This is a genomic window from Variovorax glucosi (assembly GCF_051216695.1).
In the GTDB taxonomy this organism is placed as follows: domain Bacteria; phylum Pseudomonadota; class Gammaproteobacteria; order Burkholderiales; family Burkholderiaceae_C; genus Variovorax.
This window is the reverse complement of the sequence record NZ_JBPJZE010000001.1, coordinates 116,201-133,054: the sequence shown is the minus strand read 5'-3', so window position 1 is coordinate 133,054 and position 16,854 is coordinate 116,201. Positions and strand designations below refer to the sequence as shown.

The following is a 16,854-nucleotide window of genomic DNA, read 5'->3' as shown; positions in this document are numbered from 1 at the left end:
CGACGCGCAAAGTCCGGGCACAACAAGCGGAGACAAGCCCGATGAGACCGATCCTTCTGCTGCGCCCGTTCGCCCTCGCGGCGATGCTGGCCGCAGCCTTCGCCATCCACGCACAGAGCGCATTTCCCAACAAGCCATTGCGCATCAACGTCGGCGCGTCGGCCGGCGGCGGCACCGATGTCATCGCGCGGTTGTTCGCCGAGAAGATGGGTGGTCCGCTGGGACAGCCCGTCATCGTCGAGAACAAGCCCGGCGCAGCCAACACCATCGCCGCCGATCTCACGGCCAAGGCGCCAGCGGATGGCTACACGCTGCTCATGGCGACCAATTCGGGCCAGGTCATCGCACCGCATCTGCTCAAGCTGAACTTCGATCCGCTGAAACAGCTGACGCCGATCGGCATGGTGGTGATCGTGCCGCACGTGCTGCTGGTGAGCGCAACCAATCCGGTGCGCAACTTCAATGAACTGCTGGCCGACATGAAGGCCCGGCCCGACGGTATCCGCTATGCATCGTCGGGCGTCGGCAGCTCGCAGCACGTCGCCGGCGAAGTCTTCATGGCCGCGACCGGCACGCGCATGACGCACATTCCGTACAAGGGCAGCTCGCAGGCGCATCAGGACATCCTGGCCGGTCAGGTCGAAATCATGCTGGACACGACCTCGTCCGCGATGGCGCTCATCAAGGCCGGCAAATTCCGTCCGCTCGCAGTGACGACACCGAAGCGTTCGGCCGAAATGCCGGACGTTCCGACGCTGGAAGAACTCGGCGTTCGCAATGCCGAAATGGCCACCTGGTACGCGATGTATGCGCCGACCGGAACGCCGCAACCGGTGCTGGACCGCATCACGCGCGACTTCAACACCGCACTGCAGCTGCCTGAAGTGCAGGCAAAGCTCAAAGGGCTGGCCGGCGAGCCTTCGACGCTCACGCGCGACCAGTTCATCGCCATGCAGGCAGCCGAAGACCAGCGCTTCGCCGCCATCCTCAAAGAACGCAACATCAGACTGGACTGACACCATGCTCCCACGCATCGCACTGACCATCGGCGACCCGGCCGGCATCGGCCCCGAAATTCTGGCGCGCGTGCTCGCCGACCCGGCTACCGCAGACAAGGCCGACATCCACCTCATCGCCAATCGTGAGGCGCTGGAAGCAGGAGCGCGCGCTGCCGGTGTACCGGTGCCGAGAGAAGGCCCGCATCTGCACATCGTCGACTGGCCGGGTCTCGACGGACGATTCGCGCCGTCGAAAGTCGGTGCCGACAACGGCAGGTTCATTCTCGACAGCCTGCGGCTAGGAACCCGCATGGTGCAGGACGGCGAAGCCGACGCACTGTGCTTCGCACCGCTGAACAAGGGCGCGATGCGGCTCGGCGGAATGCATCAGGAAGACGAAATGCGCTGGTTCGCGCAGGAGCTTTCGCACACCGGCAGCTGCGGCGAATTCAATGTGCTCGGCAATCTATGGACGGCGCGCGTCACTTCGCATGTCGCGCTCAGGGAAGTCGCAGGATTGCTGACGCCGGCGGGCGTGGCCGGCGCCATCCGCATGCTGACCGTCGCACTGCGCGCGGCCGGCATCGCATCGCCGCGGATCGGCGTTTGCGGACTGAATCCGCACAACGGCGACAACGGAAACTACGGCAGCGAAGAAGCGGACATCATCGAGCCGGGTATCGCGATCGCGGCAAGCGACGGGTTCGCCGCCGAAGGGCCGTACCCCGCCGACACGATTTTCCTGCGCGCACGCAAGGGCGCACTGGACGGCATCGTCACGATGTACCACGACCAGGGACAGATCGCGACCAAGCTGATGGGGTTCGACATCGGCGTGACCGTACAAGGCGGATTGCCGATTCCTGTGACGACGCCGGCGCATGGGACGGCGTATGACATCGTGGGTCAGGGAGTGGCGCAGTCGACGGCGATGGCGAGTGCGCTGGATCTGGCTTGCAGGATGGGAGCGAGTCATCGCGCGAGTCGTACGGTACCTGCATAGAGAATTCATCGCTGAACGACGAGCCCGAATGCAGAAAGCCCCGCTGTCTTTCGACAGCGGGGCTTTCGGTGCCTTGCGGCTTGTAAGTGGCTCCTCGACCTGGGCTCGAACCAGGGACCTACGGATTAACAGTCCGGCGCTCTACCAACTGAGCTATCGAGGAACAAGCCTCAGATTATAGCGCGAGAAATTGGCCTCGATCAAGCGATGCCAAACTTTTCGATTCATCCCATCTGAAGCCGGCGCACGACGCCGAGTCCGGAGAACCACGCGTCCATCGGCGTCGAATGCGCACGCTCGCCGAGTTCGCGGGGACGAAAGCACAGCAGTTCACCGGGCATGGTGACGGCCTCGAGGAGGACGTAGTGGAACTCGCCCTCTTCCAGCTCGTTCACGCTAAGCGCCAGTCGTCCTGTTCCAGTCATGATGTGCTTTCGGTTTCTTGAAGCCCCGGTTGTACGACGGACAAGTCGAAAAGCAGTGGAAGTTTTCCGCGCTGGTCGAACTCATCCAGCGCCGTAGTCAGGTTGAGGCGCCGTTACGTGAAAGAGTTCGCAACAATCTTTCGACATTGGCGCGTCTCATCCGATGCGCACCGGCACGAAGATGCGCTCCCCGTCCCTGAGGATCAACAGCGCCACCGACTTGTCTGCATGTGAAGCAACCTCGCGCACCTGCTCGATGCTTTTCGCCGGCGTTCCGTTGATGGCCAGCAGCACGTCGCCGGCCTGGACGCCCGCGCGCGCCGAAGGTCCGCCGGTATCCTCGATTAGCAATCCGATGTCGACCTTGGCTTCGCGGCGCTCCTGCGGCTGCAACGGACGCAGCGCGAGACCGAGCTTGCCCTGCGACGCATCCGCTTCGTCGTTGATCGCGACAGTCGGCGCCTTCTCCATTGCATCGCCGAGCTTCGCGGTGACCTCCGATCGCGCACCCTGGCGCCATATTTCCAGCGTGACCGCACTGCCGGGCTTGATCTGACCGATGACCGACGGCAGATCGCCCGACGACACGATCGCCTGACCATCGACCTTGCGGATCACATCGCCCGAACGCAGACCGGCCTTGTCCGCCGGTCCGCCCTTCTCCACGTTCGACACCAGCGCGCCTTCCGGCTTGTCGAGCCTGAACGAATCGGCGAAAGCCTGGTTCACTTCCTGCACCGCGACGCCTAGCCTGCCGTGGCTGGCCTTGCCGGTAGCGACGATCTGGTCCTTGACCTGGATCGCGACGTCGATCGGAATTGCGAACGACACACCCTGGTAGCCGCCGCTGCGGCTGTAGATCTGCGAATTGATGCCGACCACTTCGCCGCGCGAGTTGAGCAGCGGGCCACCCGAGTTGCCAGGATTGATCGCCACGTCGGTCTGGATGAACGGCACGTAGCTGTCGTCAGGCAGGGAGCGTCCCTTTGCACTGACCACGCCTGCCGTCACCGTGTTCTCGAAGCCGAACGGCGAGCCGATGGCCAGCACCCACTCGCCGACCTTCAGCTGTTTCGTACTGCCGAGCGCAACGGTCGGCAGGTTCTTCGCCTCGATCTTGAGGACCGCGATGTCGGTCTTGGCGTCCGAACCGAGCACCTTTGCGCGGTATTCCCTGCGGTCGGTGAGCTTGACGGTGACTTCCTTCGCATCCTTCACGACATGCGCATTGGTCAGGATGATGCCGTCGGCGCTCACGATGAAGCCGGAGCCCTGCCCGCGCGTCGGCACTTCGCGTTGCGGCTGCTGCTGTTGCTGCTGGCCGCGGCGACCTTGCGAGCCGCCCTGGAAATGACGGAAGAGCTGTGCCATCGGATCGTCCGGGTCCATGCCGGCGATGGCGTCGGATTCTTCGCTCGAAGCCTTCTTCGTGCCGGACACGCTGATGTTCACCACGGCCGGACCGTCGCGCGACGTGATCGTGGAGAAGTCGGGCATCGAGACGAGCGGCGCCGTGGACGCTGGAAGTGTCGCGGGCGCGGAGGTATCGGAAACAGCTGACGCGGCGTAAACCGTCTGCGGCGCTGAAACGGCGCGCGCGCTGCTGTAGGCGCCGGCGCCCACGGCGCCGATCACGCCGGCGGAAGCCATGGCGATCACGAGAGCCTTCGTCGAAATCGTTCGGGTGGTCATGTTGGAATCCTTCTATGAAACATCGCAACGTCGGATTGACGCGATGGAAGGAATGTCGGCGCGAAGACTTAAGCCCGGCTTAAACAACCGTGTCCGGCGCCGGAAAGACGATACGCACCGACAGCCCGCCCAAGGCGACCGATTCACCCAGTTCGATGCGCGCGTCATGCAGTGCGGCAATCGACTTGACGATCGACAATCCCAGCCCGCTGCCAGGCGCCTGCGGTTCGCCCGCACGGTAGAAGCGATCCAGCACACGTTCGCGCTCCGCCGGTGGCAGACCGGGCCCGCTGTCCTCGACGTCGATCTCCGGACCCGCTCCCGCCTCGCCCCGACCGGCCGCCAGGATGCGGACGTCGACCCGCCCTCCTTCGGGCGTGTACTTTACGGCGTTGTCGAGCAGATTGCGAAGCAGCATGCGCAACGCCTCCGGTTGACCGCGCACGGACGTCGCTTCCGCTTGCGCAATGCCGATGTCGATGCCGCGATCCTGCGCCGCAGCGACCACATCGGAGACGGCAATCCGTGCCAGATCGGGCAGATCGACCGTCGCCAGCGCAACGCCGGCCGCGGCACCGGCCTCGTGCCGGGCCAGCGCCAGCATCTGCTCGACCAGCCGCGTCGCCCGATCGATGCCAGCCACCAGACGGCGCACCGCGACTTCGCGCGTCGTGTCGTCGCCGGCGCGCTGCAGGCCCTGTACCTGCAGCTTCAACGCCGCCAGAGGCGAGCGAAGTTCGTGCGCGGCATCGGCGACGAAATGCCGCTGGGCATCGAAAGCCCGCCGGACCCGCCCGAACAGCAGGTTCAGCTCCTGCACCAGCGGACGCACCTCGGCCGGCAGCCCCGTCTCGCTGACAGGCGACAGGTCGTCGGCCTGTCGCTCGGCGACCTGGCGCCGCACGCGCGCGACCGGCGCCAGCGAAAGGCTGACGACCAGCCAGACCACCAGCATCAGCACCGGCGCCATCAGCGCGACCGGCGCCACGGTGCGCACCGCCAGCGCTCGCGCCATCTGCCGGCGCACCGCCATGTCCTGCGCGACCTGGATCACCAGCGCCCGCGTCTGCATCGAGAACACGCGGTAGGTCGTTCCACGTGCGCCGACGTCCGCGAAACCCAGCACCGCGAGTTGCGGCAGCGCCGCCTTGTCGGCGGACTCGAAGATGCGGACGCCGTCTGTGGTCCAGACCTGCACGACGAATTCGAAGTTCTGCTCGGTGCCGCCCAGGCCGCCGACCGTGCCTCCCGGCGGCAGACCGGAGCGCAGCGACAGCGCCATCTGCTGCATGTGATAGTCGAAGATCTCGTCGGCCTCCTGCAGCACCGTGCGATAGGCGACGAAGGCCTGCGCGCCGGCCGCCAGCACGATCGCGGCCAGGAGGAACACGAGCAAACGCGCGCGCAACGAGGTGCCGGCGAACCGAAGCTCCAGCGCCTTCACTTCGGCACCATGTAGCCGACACCGCGCACGTTGCGGATCAGGTCGGCGCCGAGCTTCTTGCGCAGGCCGTGGATGTAGACCTCGACTGCATTGCTGCTGATCTCGTCCTTCCAGCTGTAGAGCTTTTCTTCGAGCTGCGCCCGCGACAGCACCAGTCCCGGCCGCGCGATCAGCGGCTCGAGCACCGCCCATTCGCGCGCCGAAAGTACCACCAGCTGGCCTCCGGACGTCGCTTCGCGCGTGCCCGGATTGATGGTCACTCCCATGTGTTCGTACACCGGCTCGGCACGTCCCGACGCGCGACGCAACAGCGCACGAATCCGCGCCAGCAACTCGTCGAGATCGTAGGGCTTCAGCACGTAGTCGTCGGCACCGGCATCCAGCCCTTCGATGCGCTGCTGCACCGAGTCGCGGGCCGTGGCTATCAGCACCGGCATCCGCTCCTTGCGAGCACGCAACGAGCGCAGCACGGCCATGCCGTCGCGGCGCGGAACGCCGAGGTCGAGCATCACCAGGTCGTAGTGCTGCGAGCGCAACGCGCTTTCGGCTGCGTCGCCGTCCTTGACCCAGTCGACCGCATAGTCCTCCGCGCGCAGAAGATCGAGCACGGCTTCGCCGATCATCACGTCGTCTTCGAGCAGGAGCAGGCGCATCGTGGCTGGTTCCGAATGGTTTGGCTTGCGGGAACCGTGGAGTAAATCACAGTCGCGGGCCGGTCGCAGACGGTCACAGCCGGTCGAGCGCACGTGTCCGGGGTGGGGACGCGATGCGCGGGCGCGGGCGGGCAAGGAACGGCAGATCGGCGGGGAGCGCGTCGATTTCCGTATCGCTGAGTTCGGCTTCGACGATGTGCGAAGCAGCAATGGCGGGAGTCGGCAAGACCGCAGGAGCGGTGCCTGGACCGCGAACGACGCATGGTGGCGGTCGCTCGGCGGTCGGCTCTGGTCGATCTTTTCGCTCTTTTCGCTCCAGTCGCTCGGCATTCGCCGGGAACAGCCGGCCCGCAAAGAATCCGATGCAGGCGCCGAACAATGCCGAAACGACGAGCGCGGCGATCGTTGCGATCGTTGCGATGAGGTTGCTCATTCCCCGGATTCCGTTCCGCGCGCATCCCATTGGCGGAGCAGCTCGAGCGGAATCGCATCCGCGACCTGGACGAAGCGCTGTCCGACCATTCGCTCTGCCTGCTTCAGCAAGACCGCGACCGGGCTGCTTGGCTCATGCATCTCGAACCATTCCCGCGCGGCACGAATCCCCGCTGCGGCGTCATGCCTAGCCAACGGACTTTTCTGCGCTGCGGCTGGTTGTGTTTTCTCCAGGAACGCTTTCGGAATCTTCACTGGTTTCTCCATGGGCGGCAAGCCGTCTCGGACAAGCTCGAAAGGCGTCAGCAGGCGCAGAAGCCGGGCCAGCGACGGCGCCTCGTCGCCCAGTTGCGCGCGAGACCATGCGTCTATCGCTCGCACATGCGCTGCGGATTCGTCCAGAGCACGGATCTGAACGGCCGCGTCGCCCTGCCGGTCCGCGCGCGCGTCTTGCAACTGCTGCTCGACAACTTCAGGCAAGGCTGAGTCAGGTGCTCTCGACTTCGTCAGCGCGCGCTCGATGGCGCGCACAGTCAGGCGCGCCGCGGCGCTGTCGATCACCACGAGATCGCGGATCTCTCCCAGCAGCCCGTCCGGATCGGCCAGCGCGGCGACCGCATTGGCACGAATGGTCGGTTCGGGCAAGCCATCGAGATGCAGTTGGGGATGGACGTCGTCGGGCCAACGTTCGAGCACGGACCGGATCGAGCCCAACGCCGCTTCCAGGCCGGGCGCATGAGCAAGTGCAAGACGAGCCCTGCACCAGCCGACCATGATCGCGATGTCGCGCGTGCGCTGCAGCAGCGATTCGCAGTCCTGCGCGATGCCCGACCAGTCGCGCATGCCCGGCGTATCGACGAAGGTGCCGTATTGCGCATCCGTCCGCCGGGAGAGGCGTGCCATGACCAGGACGTGCGCCGGGTCGTAGTCGAGGCTGGGACCGCAGGGCAGTGCCGGATCGACAGGCTGGAGCAGCGACAGATCGTTCAAGCGCAGGCCGTTTCTGCAGATGACATGGCCGACTCCGGCTCGAACACCATGCCGACGGCATGACCCCGCGGTTCTCCGGCATCGTCGCCCAGCCATGTCGACCAGCCGAGGCGCTGCGATTCGTCCAGTCTTGCCGGCGGCACATCGTCCCTGCGCACACGCAATTCGACGTCCCAGACGAACTCGTAGCCCACGAAGGCCCGAACCCATTCGACGAGCACCGGCAGGTCGCGCCCGCCCGGCGTGAAGCGAAGGTAGTCCGCAAGACGAAGCGGACCGACCACCAGACGGAATTTCGACTGCCGGTCGGCAACGACTTCGCCCAGCACCGCGCCCTCCCCCAGGATGCACGAGACACTGGCCTGCCCGAGACGTGTCCGGTCCTGAGGGTCGATGCCTATCCAGTGAAGAACGAAGGTCTCCAGCACGACCTGCACACCGAAGTAATGCGCAAGCGTCCCGGCCAGTCCGTCGACGTGCCGCGATCCATGAACCAGATGCGCCGAGGCGGAAAGCCTTGCGTGGGCGGGCAGGACCGAATCGCGTATCTCCAGGGGATCGTGCCCGGTCAACCATGCCACGTAGCGGCTGAAGGTTTCGTCGTCGACGCGATCGAGGCCCGCCGCCGCCTGCGCCTGAGCCCACGCTCGGTAAACGTGGGTCAGGTAACGGTGATGGAACAGGTCGATGAAGTCGGCGAGCGTGGTGTCGCCATGGTGTTCAGTGCGCTCGCGCACCAGTTCGGTGTAGTGAAGCGGCAAAGGTCCGTTCGGTCCGAGCAGACCCAACCCGAAAAGCCGCACCATCGGCACCGACGGCTGATTGCCCCGCCCGGCCGCTGTCACCTCTCCGTCCGGCAACACGAGTTCGGCGACTTCGCGCGGCGCAAAAGCCAGCGACGCCACCTGCCCGAGTCGGAACGCCTCCTGCCGGGGTCGGCGCGCCAGTCCGATGCGCGGCGCGTCCGGCTGCGCGGCGCCGAAACGACGAAGCAATGCGATGAAGCCGCACGTCCAGGGCGCCTTCTGGAAACGCATCAGGAGTTCGCGCATCAGACGATGCCCCGGCCACCCATGCGTGCGGGCCAGCGCGCAACGGTTCCCCGCTGCACCGATTCCAGTGTCGTCTGCGTGAAGACATTGATGCTCACATGGCGCGCGAGGTAGTGCTCGAGCACGAGGCCGAAGAGATATGGACTGCCGCCCGAAAAACCTTCTTCGTCGACGCTCAGCACGCACTGCACGCCGCGCCCATAGATGAGCGGGCCCGCGCCCGGCAGGCGCTGGGTGACCGGCACGAGGCGCGAACCGACCAAGCTGTCGATCTGGCGTCGCTGCGCGTCGTTGTCGGTCGCGACGAAAAGCCGCAGCATGTCGCGCAGCGCCTGTGCGCCCTCGCGCTGCGGCAGATCGGCCAGCGGCAGATGATTGAAGCCGAGCTGCCTGATCAGGCGCCAGGCGATTTCGCGCTGGGCAAACGGCGTCTTCGGCGCAGTCGGCGCGCGAATCAGCCCGACGGAGATGACCGGAATCGAGTCGGCCGGCGTGAGGTCGGCGATACCGTCGCGCGGCACGAAGCACGGCAGGTCCCGATTGGTGAGCAAGGCCGTCACCGACAGCGCGCCGATGTCCTCCGCACAAGGCGCATCGTGCTGGTCGACCAGCGATACGAACACCTCGGTGCCGACATAGGGAGTGCGCCTGCCATAGCGCCTCGAAGTGTCCGAAGGCAGACGCGCCTCGCGTCGCAGCGAAAAGTAGCGACTATGGTTGCCGGCATCCTGGTTGCGCGTCTGGTACAGCGGACGAAACTCGGTTTCGGAGCGCGACCGGCCTTGCCGGCTGACGATCGACCGGATGGCGTAGACCTCGAAATCGACCGGCCGCGCGCGGTCGGGCACGACATGAAATTCAGGTTGTGCCGTGTCCGGTTCGATGCGATCCGTGCGGCGTTCGAACAGGTTGACGACAGGTGTGCAGAACAGCGCGAACTGGCTGGCGTCGACCACGGCAGCCAGCGTGCCGGGCGGTCGTGTGAGAAGCACCACGATCTCTGCCTCGCGACCTTCGATGCGGGCTAGCCCCTGAGCCAGCCCGGCGAGCGTGAAGAAATGGAAACGCTCCGGACAGGCGAAATACTCGTGCAGCAGGTTGTGGCCGTGAAATGTGTTCCATTGAAGCGGAAGCAAGCCCTCTCCGGGCGCCAGTCCCTCGTGCAGCAGCGCATCGCGCGTCACCACGTGCGGACGGTCGGACATGCGGCCCGGCGCGGCTGTGAACGTCGCGACAGCCGACGTGTGAAGCAGTTCGAACAGATGCGAAGAAACAGCGTCGTCGCCTCGCAGATAGATGGGCAGGCGGTCGAGCCCGGCAAGCGCGTTGAAATCGAGGTCGCCGACCACGCGCAGGCGAAGACGCAGCGCGCCGACGACCTGCACCTGCGGCGGCAGGTGGCGCGACATCGCAGGAATGTCGGGTGGCGCACCGGTCAGTCGCGCATCGACGATCTCTATCGGCCAGAGCGTGACGTCCTGGCTCGAGTGGAATTCGCACGGCGTCACTTCACCCGGAGGTATGCGCGAGTGAAAAGCCGTGCCTCGCGGCACGACCACGCCTCTCCTGAAGTCGCCTGCCGTGATGCCGGGGTGGAGTTGCGCGACCGCCATGGACGGCGTCGGGCTCAGGTAGTTCGGATAGAGCACTTCGAGCAGCCGCTGCGTGAAACGCGGGAATTCGGCGTCGAGCTTGATCTGCATGCGTGCCGACATGAAGCAGAACGACTCGATCAGCCGTTCGACATAGGGGTCGGCGATCTCCGTGCCGTGCATGCCGAGGCGTCGTGCGATCTTGGGATGCGATGCCGCGAACTCGCTCGCCATGTCGCGCATGTAGACGAGTTCGCTGTTGTAGCTTTCGAGCAGATGCGGGTCCATGGCGATTCCTGAGGTGTCCTACTCGGACGATGCGGTGTCGGGCAGGACAGACGAAGCGACCGCTGCATATGTCGTGCGCAGGCGGCTGGTATCGAGATCGACGCTGCTCTGCACCGTGAGCGAGAGCGGATATGGACGGGCATCGATCAGCGCATGAATCGCGAACTGCAGTACATGCAGTCCTCGCGGATTTAAGCGGTCCACGCCGGTCCGGCTGGCAAGCCCAGGGCCGCCGGTACGCGAGGGCTCCAACGGCACCACGCTGATGGAGTCGGGCAGCAGCCTCGGCTCATGGTCAGCAATGGCGCGCCGCACGTTCCGCTGGATGTCCGCCCACCGCCTGTCCGCCAGATTCGCGCCGGCCAACGGCGGCATGCCGAAGTTGACCGCCGATGCGGCCGCCCTGGAATGCAGCCGGCGATCGATCAGGTCCTCGACGTTCGTGGTGTTGAGCAGGAAAGCCAGATCGCGCTGCACGCTGTCGCGCAGCTGCGCAGCGGAGATCACGTAGGCGGCCGGCGATTCGGTCGATACGGAAGGCGCGTCGTCTCGCAACCGGTCGAAAAGGTTCGGCAGGAGTTGGGACTTCATGTTTCGCGCCTGTCGTCGCCCGGACGCACATGGCCGATGGCCATCGCGCTGTCGATGGAAAGCGAATGATGTTCTCGCCGCGTCAGCGCAGGCAACTGCGAGCCGGAACGACGCACGACATCGGGCGCGAAAAGTCGCAGGACGTCGGGCTGCATCTCGCGGTGCGCCAGGTCGGGTGCGCCGAATCCGTCGAAACTGCCAATGACGCTATCGATAGCGACCCTCGAAAGCAGAATGTCGCGCATCAGCAGGTACGGCTCGGCCTGCGCGCTGAGTTCCTCGAGCGTCGGCGCGCTTTCGCCTGCCGGCGCCATGGTCTGCTGCCAGTTCGCATGGCCGGCAAGCTGCATCGGATCACGCACGACAGCGACGAACTCGTCGTTGAGCAGAGCGAGAAGCTGCTCGTATTGCTCGCCGGCGCCGCGGCCGGAACGTTGTGCCGAATGGCTGGAAACGGGTCGGGCAACCGCCTCGATGTGCAGCGCCTCGAAAGGATCCGGCCTGCGGCAGGCGGGTTGATGCTCGATCAGCTGGAACCGCAACAGGTCCAGTTCCAGAATGTCTCCGACCTGCAGGATCGCCTGCTCCCCCGTTGCAATCCTGATTCCGTTCAGCGCACACACCAAATGGCGGCTGTGGTTGGACAACAGCCAGTTGTCGCCCCGCCAGGCGATACGACATCTGTCCGCAGCCTGCCATCTCGCAGCGCCGATCTGCGTCTCGCCGAGCGCGAGCGCCTGTGCCATCCCTCGCCCTTCCGGCGGCAGCGGGAGCAGACCGTCGATCGCGACACCACGCACGGACACGAGCTGCAACAGCAGACGGGCGTCCGCATGCCGAACCTGCGGGAACGTCGTCGTCACGGCGACCCGTTCCAGAGCGCCTCGAGCCGCACCGCCGCGTTGACGAAACCGCCAGCGTCATCCTGCTGCCAGAAAGCGCCTTCGAACCGACGCGCACCCGAAAACCTGGCGGTGCCGCCGCTGCCCGCACCGCACAAGCGGTCCGGCCAGTCGGGCCACGGCAGAAAGCGCACGCCGGCCAGCCGTCGCGCCAGGTCGTCCTGCGACGCCGCACCCATCAACCGATCGAGCAGCGCTCGACTGCGTGAGACAAGCGCTACCGGATCTGCTTCCGCACGACAGATCGGCGGCAGCAACTGCGTCGCGTTCGGCGAGTGCAGGCGCCAGAGCTCGCCGGTCGCCCTCTCCAGTGCGCGAATGTCGGCCGCTTCGAAAAGACCGGCATGCCGGGCGACGGCTCGCGCGAGCCAGAAGAACCAGTCGTGCGGGTACGCCGCATGCTTCGCGAAATGTCGGACCAGCCAACGGCGGTGAGCCAGCTGGTAGACGAGGAGTGCATAGGGCCGGCCCGTGCGGTCGAAAGAGCGCGCAACCACACCGACAACGTAGCGACGCGGCGCGAACGGCAACGCGCCGGGCGGCAGGACGAAGGCCGCAGGCAACGCCGCACTGGCGGGCGCGCGGTATTCGGAGGTCCTGTGCGGCTGAGCCGAGAGCCATGCTTCCCAGCCGTCCTGCTCGCCGATCCGGACACCGCTGCTGACGAAGTCGGAATGCGCGGGCAGCTTGCCCCAGATCGCAGGCTGGGTGACGAGATGCGCTGCGATGACACGTTTCATCATCTCCGCCTCACGCAGTGCGCCCCGGACAGCGAAAACCCTTGAGCAGATCGCTGTTGAAAGGATTCGGCTGGGTTCCGGTGCCGAGTTCGACCAGCGCCTTGCGACCGTCGAAAACGTACTCGACGCTCGACCGTCCGGGTGTAGCGGACGCCACCGACCGACCTTTGTCGAGCAACCTGAACAACGCCCAGGGGCCCTGCATCAGAACCGTCGATGTGGCTGCCGAGACACGTGGCTGAGCGGTCAGCTCGGCCAGGATGCCGCCGCGAGGTCCTGGCCACACGATGCTGAGGGGCTGAACAGGTCCGTGCACATAGCGTTGGCTTTGCCCGTCGATGTCCATCAGCAACTCGGTGATCGCCGGTTCTAGTTCGCGCACCGTAAGCTCCATCTTCCAGGCCATCTTCTTTCCGCCGGCATCGCGGAAGAAGACGTTGCGGATCTGCTGGCCACGGTAGAACGCATCGAGGCCGGGACCGTCGCGGGCGAGCAGCTTGAGCAGCTCTCCAAGAAGCGTCGGACCTGGCGCCGCACCGGCGATCGGCAATCCAGGCGCGCCGACGAGTGCCGGCAGGCCTCCCGACGAGACATCCAGTCCGTTGCCGGTGCCGGCGACGGTGCCGGCGCTGTCCGGACTCCTGTACCGCCACGGACGAACGCTGGTGTCCACGAGTGCGATCAGATACTTCGAGAAAAACTCGTCGAGTGCGCCGCCGGATGCGAAGACGAGCGTGAAATCCTCCACGGACGCGTCTTGCACGACGGACGAGAAGGGATAGCGCCCTTCGATGCCGCGCTTGCAGGGTTCGCTGACCTGCAGCGCCATCAGTCCCATCAGCCGGTCCAGTTGCAGTTGCGCCTGTCGGCGAAGTATTTCGGTCGCGCCCAGCACCACCTTGTCCGAGCTGCTGATCGCAAGGCCGCTCAGGATTTCCTTGAAAGGCGCGGGCAGTTTGCCGGCCTCCAGCCGAAGTCGGGCACCGGCCTCGCCGCCGTTGGCGCCGCTTCCGCCGCCTGGCGGCAACCCGCCGGCCGAGAGCGCCGTATCCGCGACAACCATCCAGGTGTAGAAATCGTTGATGAGCCCGGAAATCGCATCCAGTCGCTGCTTGCCGCCAGTCCCTTCCGGTGCGGTCCCGGCCGCATCCGCCGTGCCGGTGACGACTTCGCGCAACGCGGCAAAGTGGTTGTCGACAACGGTCCGCTCGAGTTGTCTTTCGCCCGTGTCGTCGACTTCCACCGCCACGGCCACCGCCGCTTTGCCGAACGCCGCAGCAGCCTTGTCGAGCAGTCCGGCTGCGTCCCCGGTCGATCTTGCGCGCGGCCCGGACAATGTGGTCTCGCGCACCGCTGCGCGCCCAAGCCGCGCGAGGGGCGAGTCCGGTGCCGCAAGCTGACGCAACACGCCAAGATCGAATCCAAGCCCGGCCTGTCCGCCCGAAACATCCGTCAGCCCGACCGTGCGCAGCGATGCGAGAAAGCCGTCCCAATGCATTGCATATTCGGCAAGATATTGCGTGCGGACGTGGACGATCCACTCGTCGGAGGCCTGCGGACTGCCATTCGACGCAGATGCATTGCCTCTTCCCATCACCCAATCGTCTTCCTTGAGGGCAGTCCGGACGAACATGCCGATGCGCGGCGCGAACAGACGGTGGTAGCCGTCATAGGTAAAGAGGCCCGGCACGCCCTTGTCCAGCGGCAGACCGTCCTTCCGACTGAAGACCGTGCCGACTTGAGGCCCGACCGCGCGCACGAGCGTGAAGTCCGGCGGCGCATCGGGCTGCATTGCCAGCTTCGCGCGCTCATAGACACGTTGCGTCGCGGTGTCGCCATCGAGAAGGCGCTGGACTGCGCGAATCAACGACTCGTCGGCCAGCGAAGCTGCCTGCACCACCCGGCCGTCGGCAAACAACGAATCGAAATGGGCCGCCATCGACGCACGCCCGGCAAGTTCCGCCATGCCGGAATCGTCTGTCGCCCCGCCGCGGACAGCGTCGGCCAGGAGCTGCGAGTCCCGGCGCACCCATTCCCTCACGCTGGCTGCGCCGCCCGCATCGGCATAGTGCTGTCGGTCGTGGAGCAATTTGTAGACGCGAAGGGTTTCGAAAGCGGCGCGGCTGTCGGCATCCTTCACGCTCTGCGCAAGCACCCGCTCCATCCGACGCAGGACGGGGGGAAGCAACACCACCGTCTGTAGTTCCAGGTAGGTCTTCGATCCCGCCTCGACCACGGGCAGGGCGCCGTACAACCCGTAGGTGAAACGCACCGGTGGGTGAGTTGCATCGAGACCGGCTTGTGTCGTCAGCGCGCGTGCCGCTTCCAGCAGTTCGGGAGCGCCGGCCGACGTCGAAGCCGCAAAGACGCTGCGTACCTTGTCGGTCAACAGAGCGGTCCGCTTGCCGACGGCATTCAGGTAGTCGCGGTTGAGGGCAAAGCTCGATGCAAGCGCCCCTGCAAGCCAGGCGAAGATCACGACGGCCGACAGATGACCCAGCAGGCGCAAGACGCGAAATCGAAGCTCCCAGCGCAGATTGGGTCGTACGAGATGCGCCTCCGGAAACACGACTTTTCTCAGGACATCCTGCAGGAAGAATCCCTGCCCGGCATGCGCAGGTCGGGTATCCGAGACGGTACGGGCCGCCGACCGGCGCAGGCGCTGCATCAGCGTGTACGGATCTGCCGGCAGGTCGACATCCGCCTGCGCGCCGCTGGTGAAGTAGACGCCGCGCAATGTCGACAACACCTGGGTACCGTCGTAGCGGGAGTCCAGAAACAAAGGATCGAGCAGTTCGCGCAGGGCACCCAGTGCACCGGAGAATTCACCCGGCAATGCGAAGAGAAGGCGGCGCCGGTCGCCATCGAACTCTTCGCTCATGCGCGCACGCAAGCCGTCGGCGAGACGCGCCTCGAGTTTGCCCAGAGCGTCACCGATCTCGTCGTGCAGGGTCTTGTCTGCAGCGCCTCGCTCGGTGTCGCGGCAGGGAAGCGTGAAGCCCCACGGCTGCGCCCTGCCCTCGCTTGTCAGCGACTGAAAATATGCTGCGAATCCGCGAAGCACATCGGTCTTCGTCACGATCACGTAGACCGGAAACCGGATGCCCAACCGCTGCCGCAATTCCAGCAGTCTGTCGCGAAGACAGACGGCATGGTCCGTCCGCTGCGACGCCGTCATCTGCAGCACCTCCACCATGCTCAGCGTCACGATCGCGCCGTTGATCGGCGCCCGTGCGCGGTGCTTTCTCAGCAAAGCCAGGAAGCCGCGCCATTCGGACGGATCCTTGTCCCGGTCGCCGTCGTGCGTGGCGTAGCGTCCGGCGGTGTCGATCAGAACCGCTTCGTTCGCGAACCACCAGTCGCAATTGAGCGTTCCACCGGAAGCGCCAGGCGTCAGCGGGAACTGGAGCCCCGCATTGCGCAGCGCCGTGGTCTTGCCTGCCCCCGGGCTGCCGAAGATCAGGAACCAGGGAAGCTCATACAAATAGCGCTTGCCTTCCAGAACCGTCCGCCACGCCCCGCCCCGCATCCTCAGCGTGCGCAACTGCGCCACTGCACGGCCGACCGTCGTCGCGACGTCCTTCAGTTTTTCCCTGGCCGGCTCCTCGGCAGCACGACGCTGTCCGAAAGAGAGCACGTTGGCCAGAAATTCGTCGTTGTTTCGCATAGCTGCCAACAGGCGATGCAGCCAATAAAGCGCACAACCGAACGCAAGCACACCAATGAGCAGAATGCGAACCCATGCTGCCGCTAGCGGTTTGGCATCGCCCAGCGAAAATGCCGGCCCGATTTGCCAGATCAGCAATCCGGCAGCCGCGACCGCGACGAGGCTTAGCGGCCCCGACGTCAGCCACAACACCGACAGCACGACCAGCAGCAGCACGCAGGCGATCCGTGCAGGGTCGGAGGCCAACGGCCGGATTCCGTCGACTGCGATCGCGGGCCCTGCAAACCAGACCAGCAACGCGAGGCCGAAAAGCAGTACAGAACCGAGTGTCTGCCGCGTGAGGACGAGCGCAAGAAATTGAGTGAATGAACGCATGGCTGGACGG

General features: G+C 65.6%; 14 protein-coding genes and 1 tRNA gene. 2 read left to right on the top strand and 13 right to left on the bottom strand.

The window, feature by feature from the left end:
- The first annotated feature begins 41 nt into the window (after positions 1-41).
- Both ACSFA3_RS00665 and ACSFA3_RS00660 read left to right on the top strand, forming a co-directional pair.
- A complete protein-coding gene (locus ACSFA3_RS00665) occupies positions 42-1,016 on the top strand; it encodes a Bug family tripartite tricarboxylate transporter substrate binding protein (protein ID WP_435503479.1) in 975 nt (324 codons plus the stop codon).
- A 4-nt stretch (positions 1,017-1,020) separates the two neighbouring features.
- Positions 1,021-2,001, top strand: a complete 981-nt coding sequence (locus tag ACSFA3_RS00660; protein ID WP_435503478.1) for a 4-hydroxythreonine-4-phosphate dehydrogenase PdxA — start codon at positions 1,021-1,023, stop codon at positions 1,999-2,001.
- A gap of 87 nt (positions 2,002-2,088) precedes the next feature.
- On the opposite strand, the gene ACSFA3_RS00655 is transcribed toward ACSFA3_RS00660, so the two are convergent.
- The 13 genes from ACSFA3_RS00655 to tssM form a co-directional block, all read right to left on the bottom strand.
- Positions 2,089-2,164, bottom strand: a tRNA-Asn gene (locus ACSFA3_RS00655).
- Positions 2,165-2,225: 61 nt separating this feature from the next.
- The gene (locus ACSFA3_RS00650) at positions 2,226-2,426 is read right to left on the bottom strand and encodes a hypothetical protein (protein ID WP_435503477.1); all 201 of its coding nucleotides are present in this window, start codon (positions 2,424-2,426) and stop codon (positions 2,226-2,228) included.
- A 156-nt stretch (positions 2,427-2,582) separates the two neighbouring features.
- Complete coding sequence (locus ACSFA3_RS00645) at positions 2,583-4,118, bottom strand: Do family serine endopeptidase (protein WP_435503476.1); 1,536 nt, start codon at positions 4,116-4,118, stop codon at positions 2,583-2,585.
- A gap of 79 nt (positions 4,119-4,197) precedes the next feature.
- Positions 4,198-5,562, bottom strand: a complete 1,365-nt coding sequence (locus ACSFA3_RS00640; RefSeq protein ID WP_435503475.1) for an ATP-binding protein — start codon at positions 5,560-5,562, stop codon at positions 4,198-4,200.
- Entirely contained in the window at positions 5,559-6,215 is a 657-nt protein-coding gene (locus tag ACSFA3_RS00635) for a response regulator (RefSeq protein ID WP_435503474.1), read from the bottom strand. Before ACSFA3_RS00635 ends, ACSFA3_RS00640 begins: the two co-directional genes overlap by 4 nt.
- Positions 6,216-6,288: 73 nt before the next feature.
- Complete coding sequence (locus ACSFA3_RS00630; protein WP_435503473.1) at positions 6,289-6,648, bottom strand: hypothetical protein; 360 nt, start codon at positions 6,646-6,648, stop codon at positions 6,289-6,291.
- Complete coding sequence (locus tag ACSFA3_RS00625; RefSeq protein ID WP_435503472.1) at positions 6,645-7,637, bottom strand: type VI secretion system protein TssA; 993 nt, start codon at positions 7,635-7,637, stop codon at positions 6,645-6,647. The genes ACSFA3_RS00630 and ACSFA3_RS00625 overlap by 4 nt, the downstream gene beginning before the upstream one ends.
- Complete coding sequence (gene tssG / locus ACSFA3_RS00620; RefSeq protein ID WP_435503471.1) at positions 7,634-8,689, bottom strand: type VI secretion system baseplate subunit TssG; 1,056 nt, start codon at positions 8,687-8,689, stop codon at positions 7,634-7,636. Before tssG ends, ACSFA3_RS00625 begins: the two co-directional genes overlap by 4 nt.
- Entirely contained in the window at positions 8,689-10,569 is a 1,881-nt protein-coding gene (gene tssF, locus ACSFA3_RS00615; protein WP_435503470.1) for a type VI secretion system baseplate subunit TssF, read from the bottom strand. The genes tssG and tssF overlap by 1 nt, the downstream gene beginning before the upstream one ends.
- 18 nt (positions 10,570-10,587) lie before the next feature.
- On the bottom strand, positions 10,588-11,160 hold the full coding sequence (gene tssE / locus ACSFA3_RS00610; RefSeq protein ID WP_435503469.1) for a type VI secretion system baseplate subunit TssE: 573 nt from the start codon (positions 11,158-11,160) through the stop codon (positions 10,588-10,590).
- Positions 11,157-12,023 (bottom strand): TagK domain-containing protein, encoded by an 867-nt coding sequence (locus ACSFA3_RS00605; RefSeq protein WP_435503468.1) that lies wholly within the window; start codon positions 12,021-12,023, stop codon positions 11,157-11,159. Before ACSFA3_RS00605 ends, tssE begins: the two co-directional genes overlap by 4 nt.
- Positions 12,020-12,802 carry a type VI secretion system-associated protein TagF gene (tagF, locus tag ACSFA3_RS00600; protein ID WP_435503467.1) on the bottom strand — a complete coding sequence of 261 codons (783 nt, stop codon included), beginning with the start codon at positions 12,800-12,802 and terminating at the stop codon, positions 12,020-12,022. The genes ACSFA3_RS00605 and tagF overlap by 4 nt, the downstream gene beginning before the upstream one ends.
- Before the next feature lie 10 nt (positions 12,803-12,812).
- Complete coding sequence (tssM, locus tag ACSFA3_RS00595) at positions 12,813-16,844, bottom strand: type VI secretion system membrane subunit TssM (RefSeq protein WP_435503466.1); 4,032 nt, start codon at positions 16,842-16,844, stop codon at positions 12,813-12,815.
- Positions 16,845-16,854 lie beyond the last annotated feature (10 nt).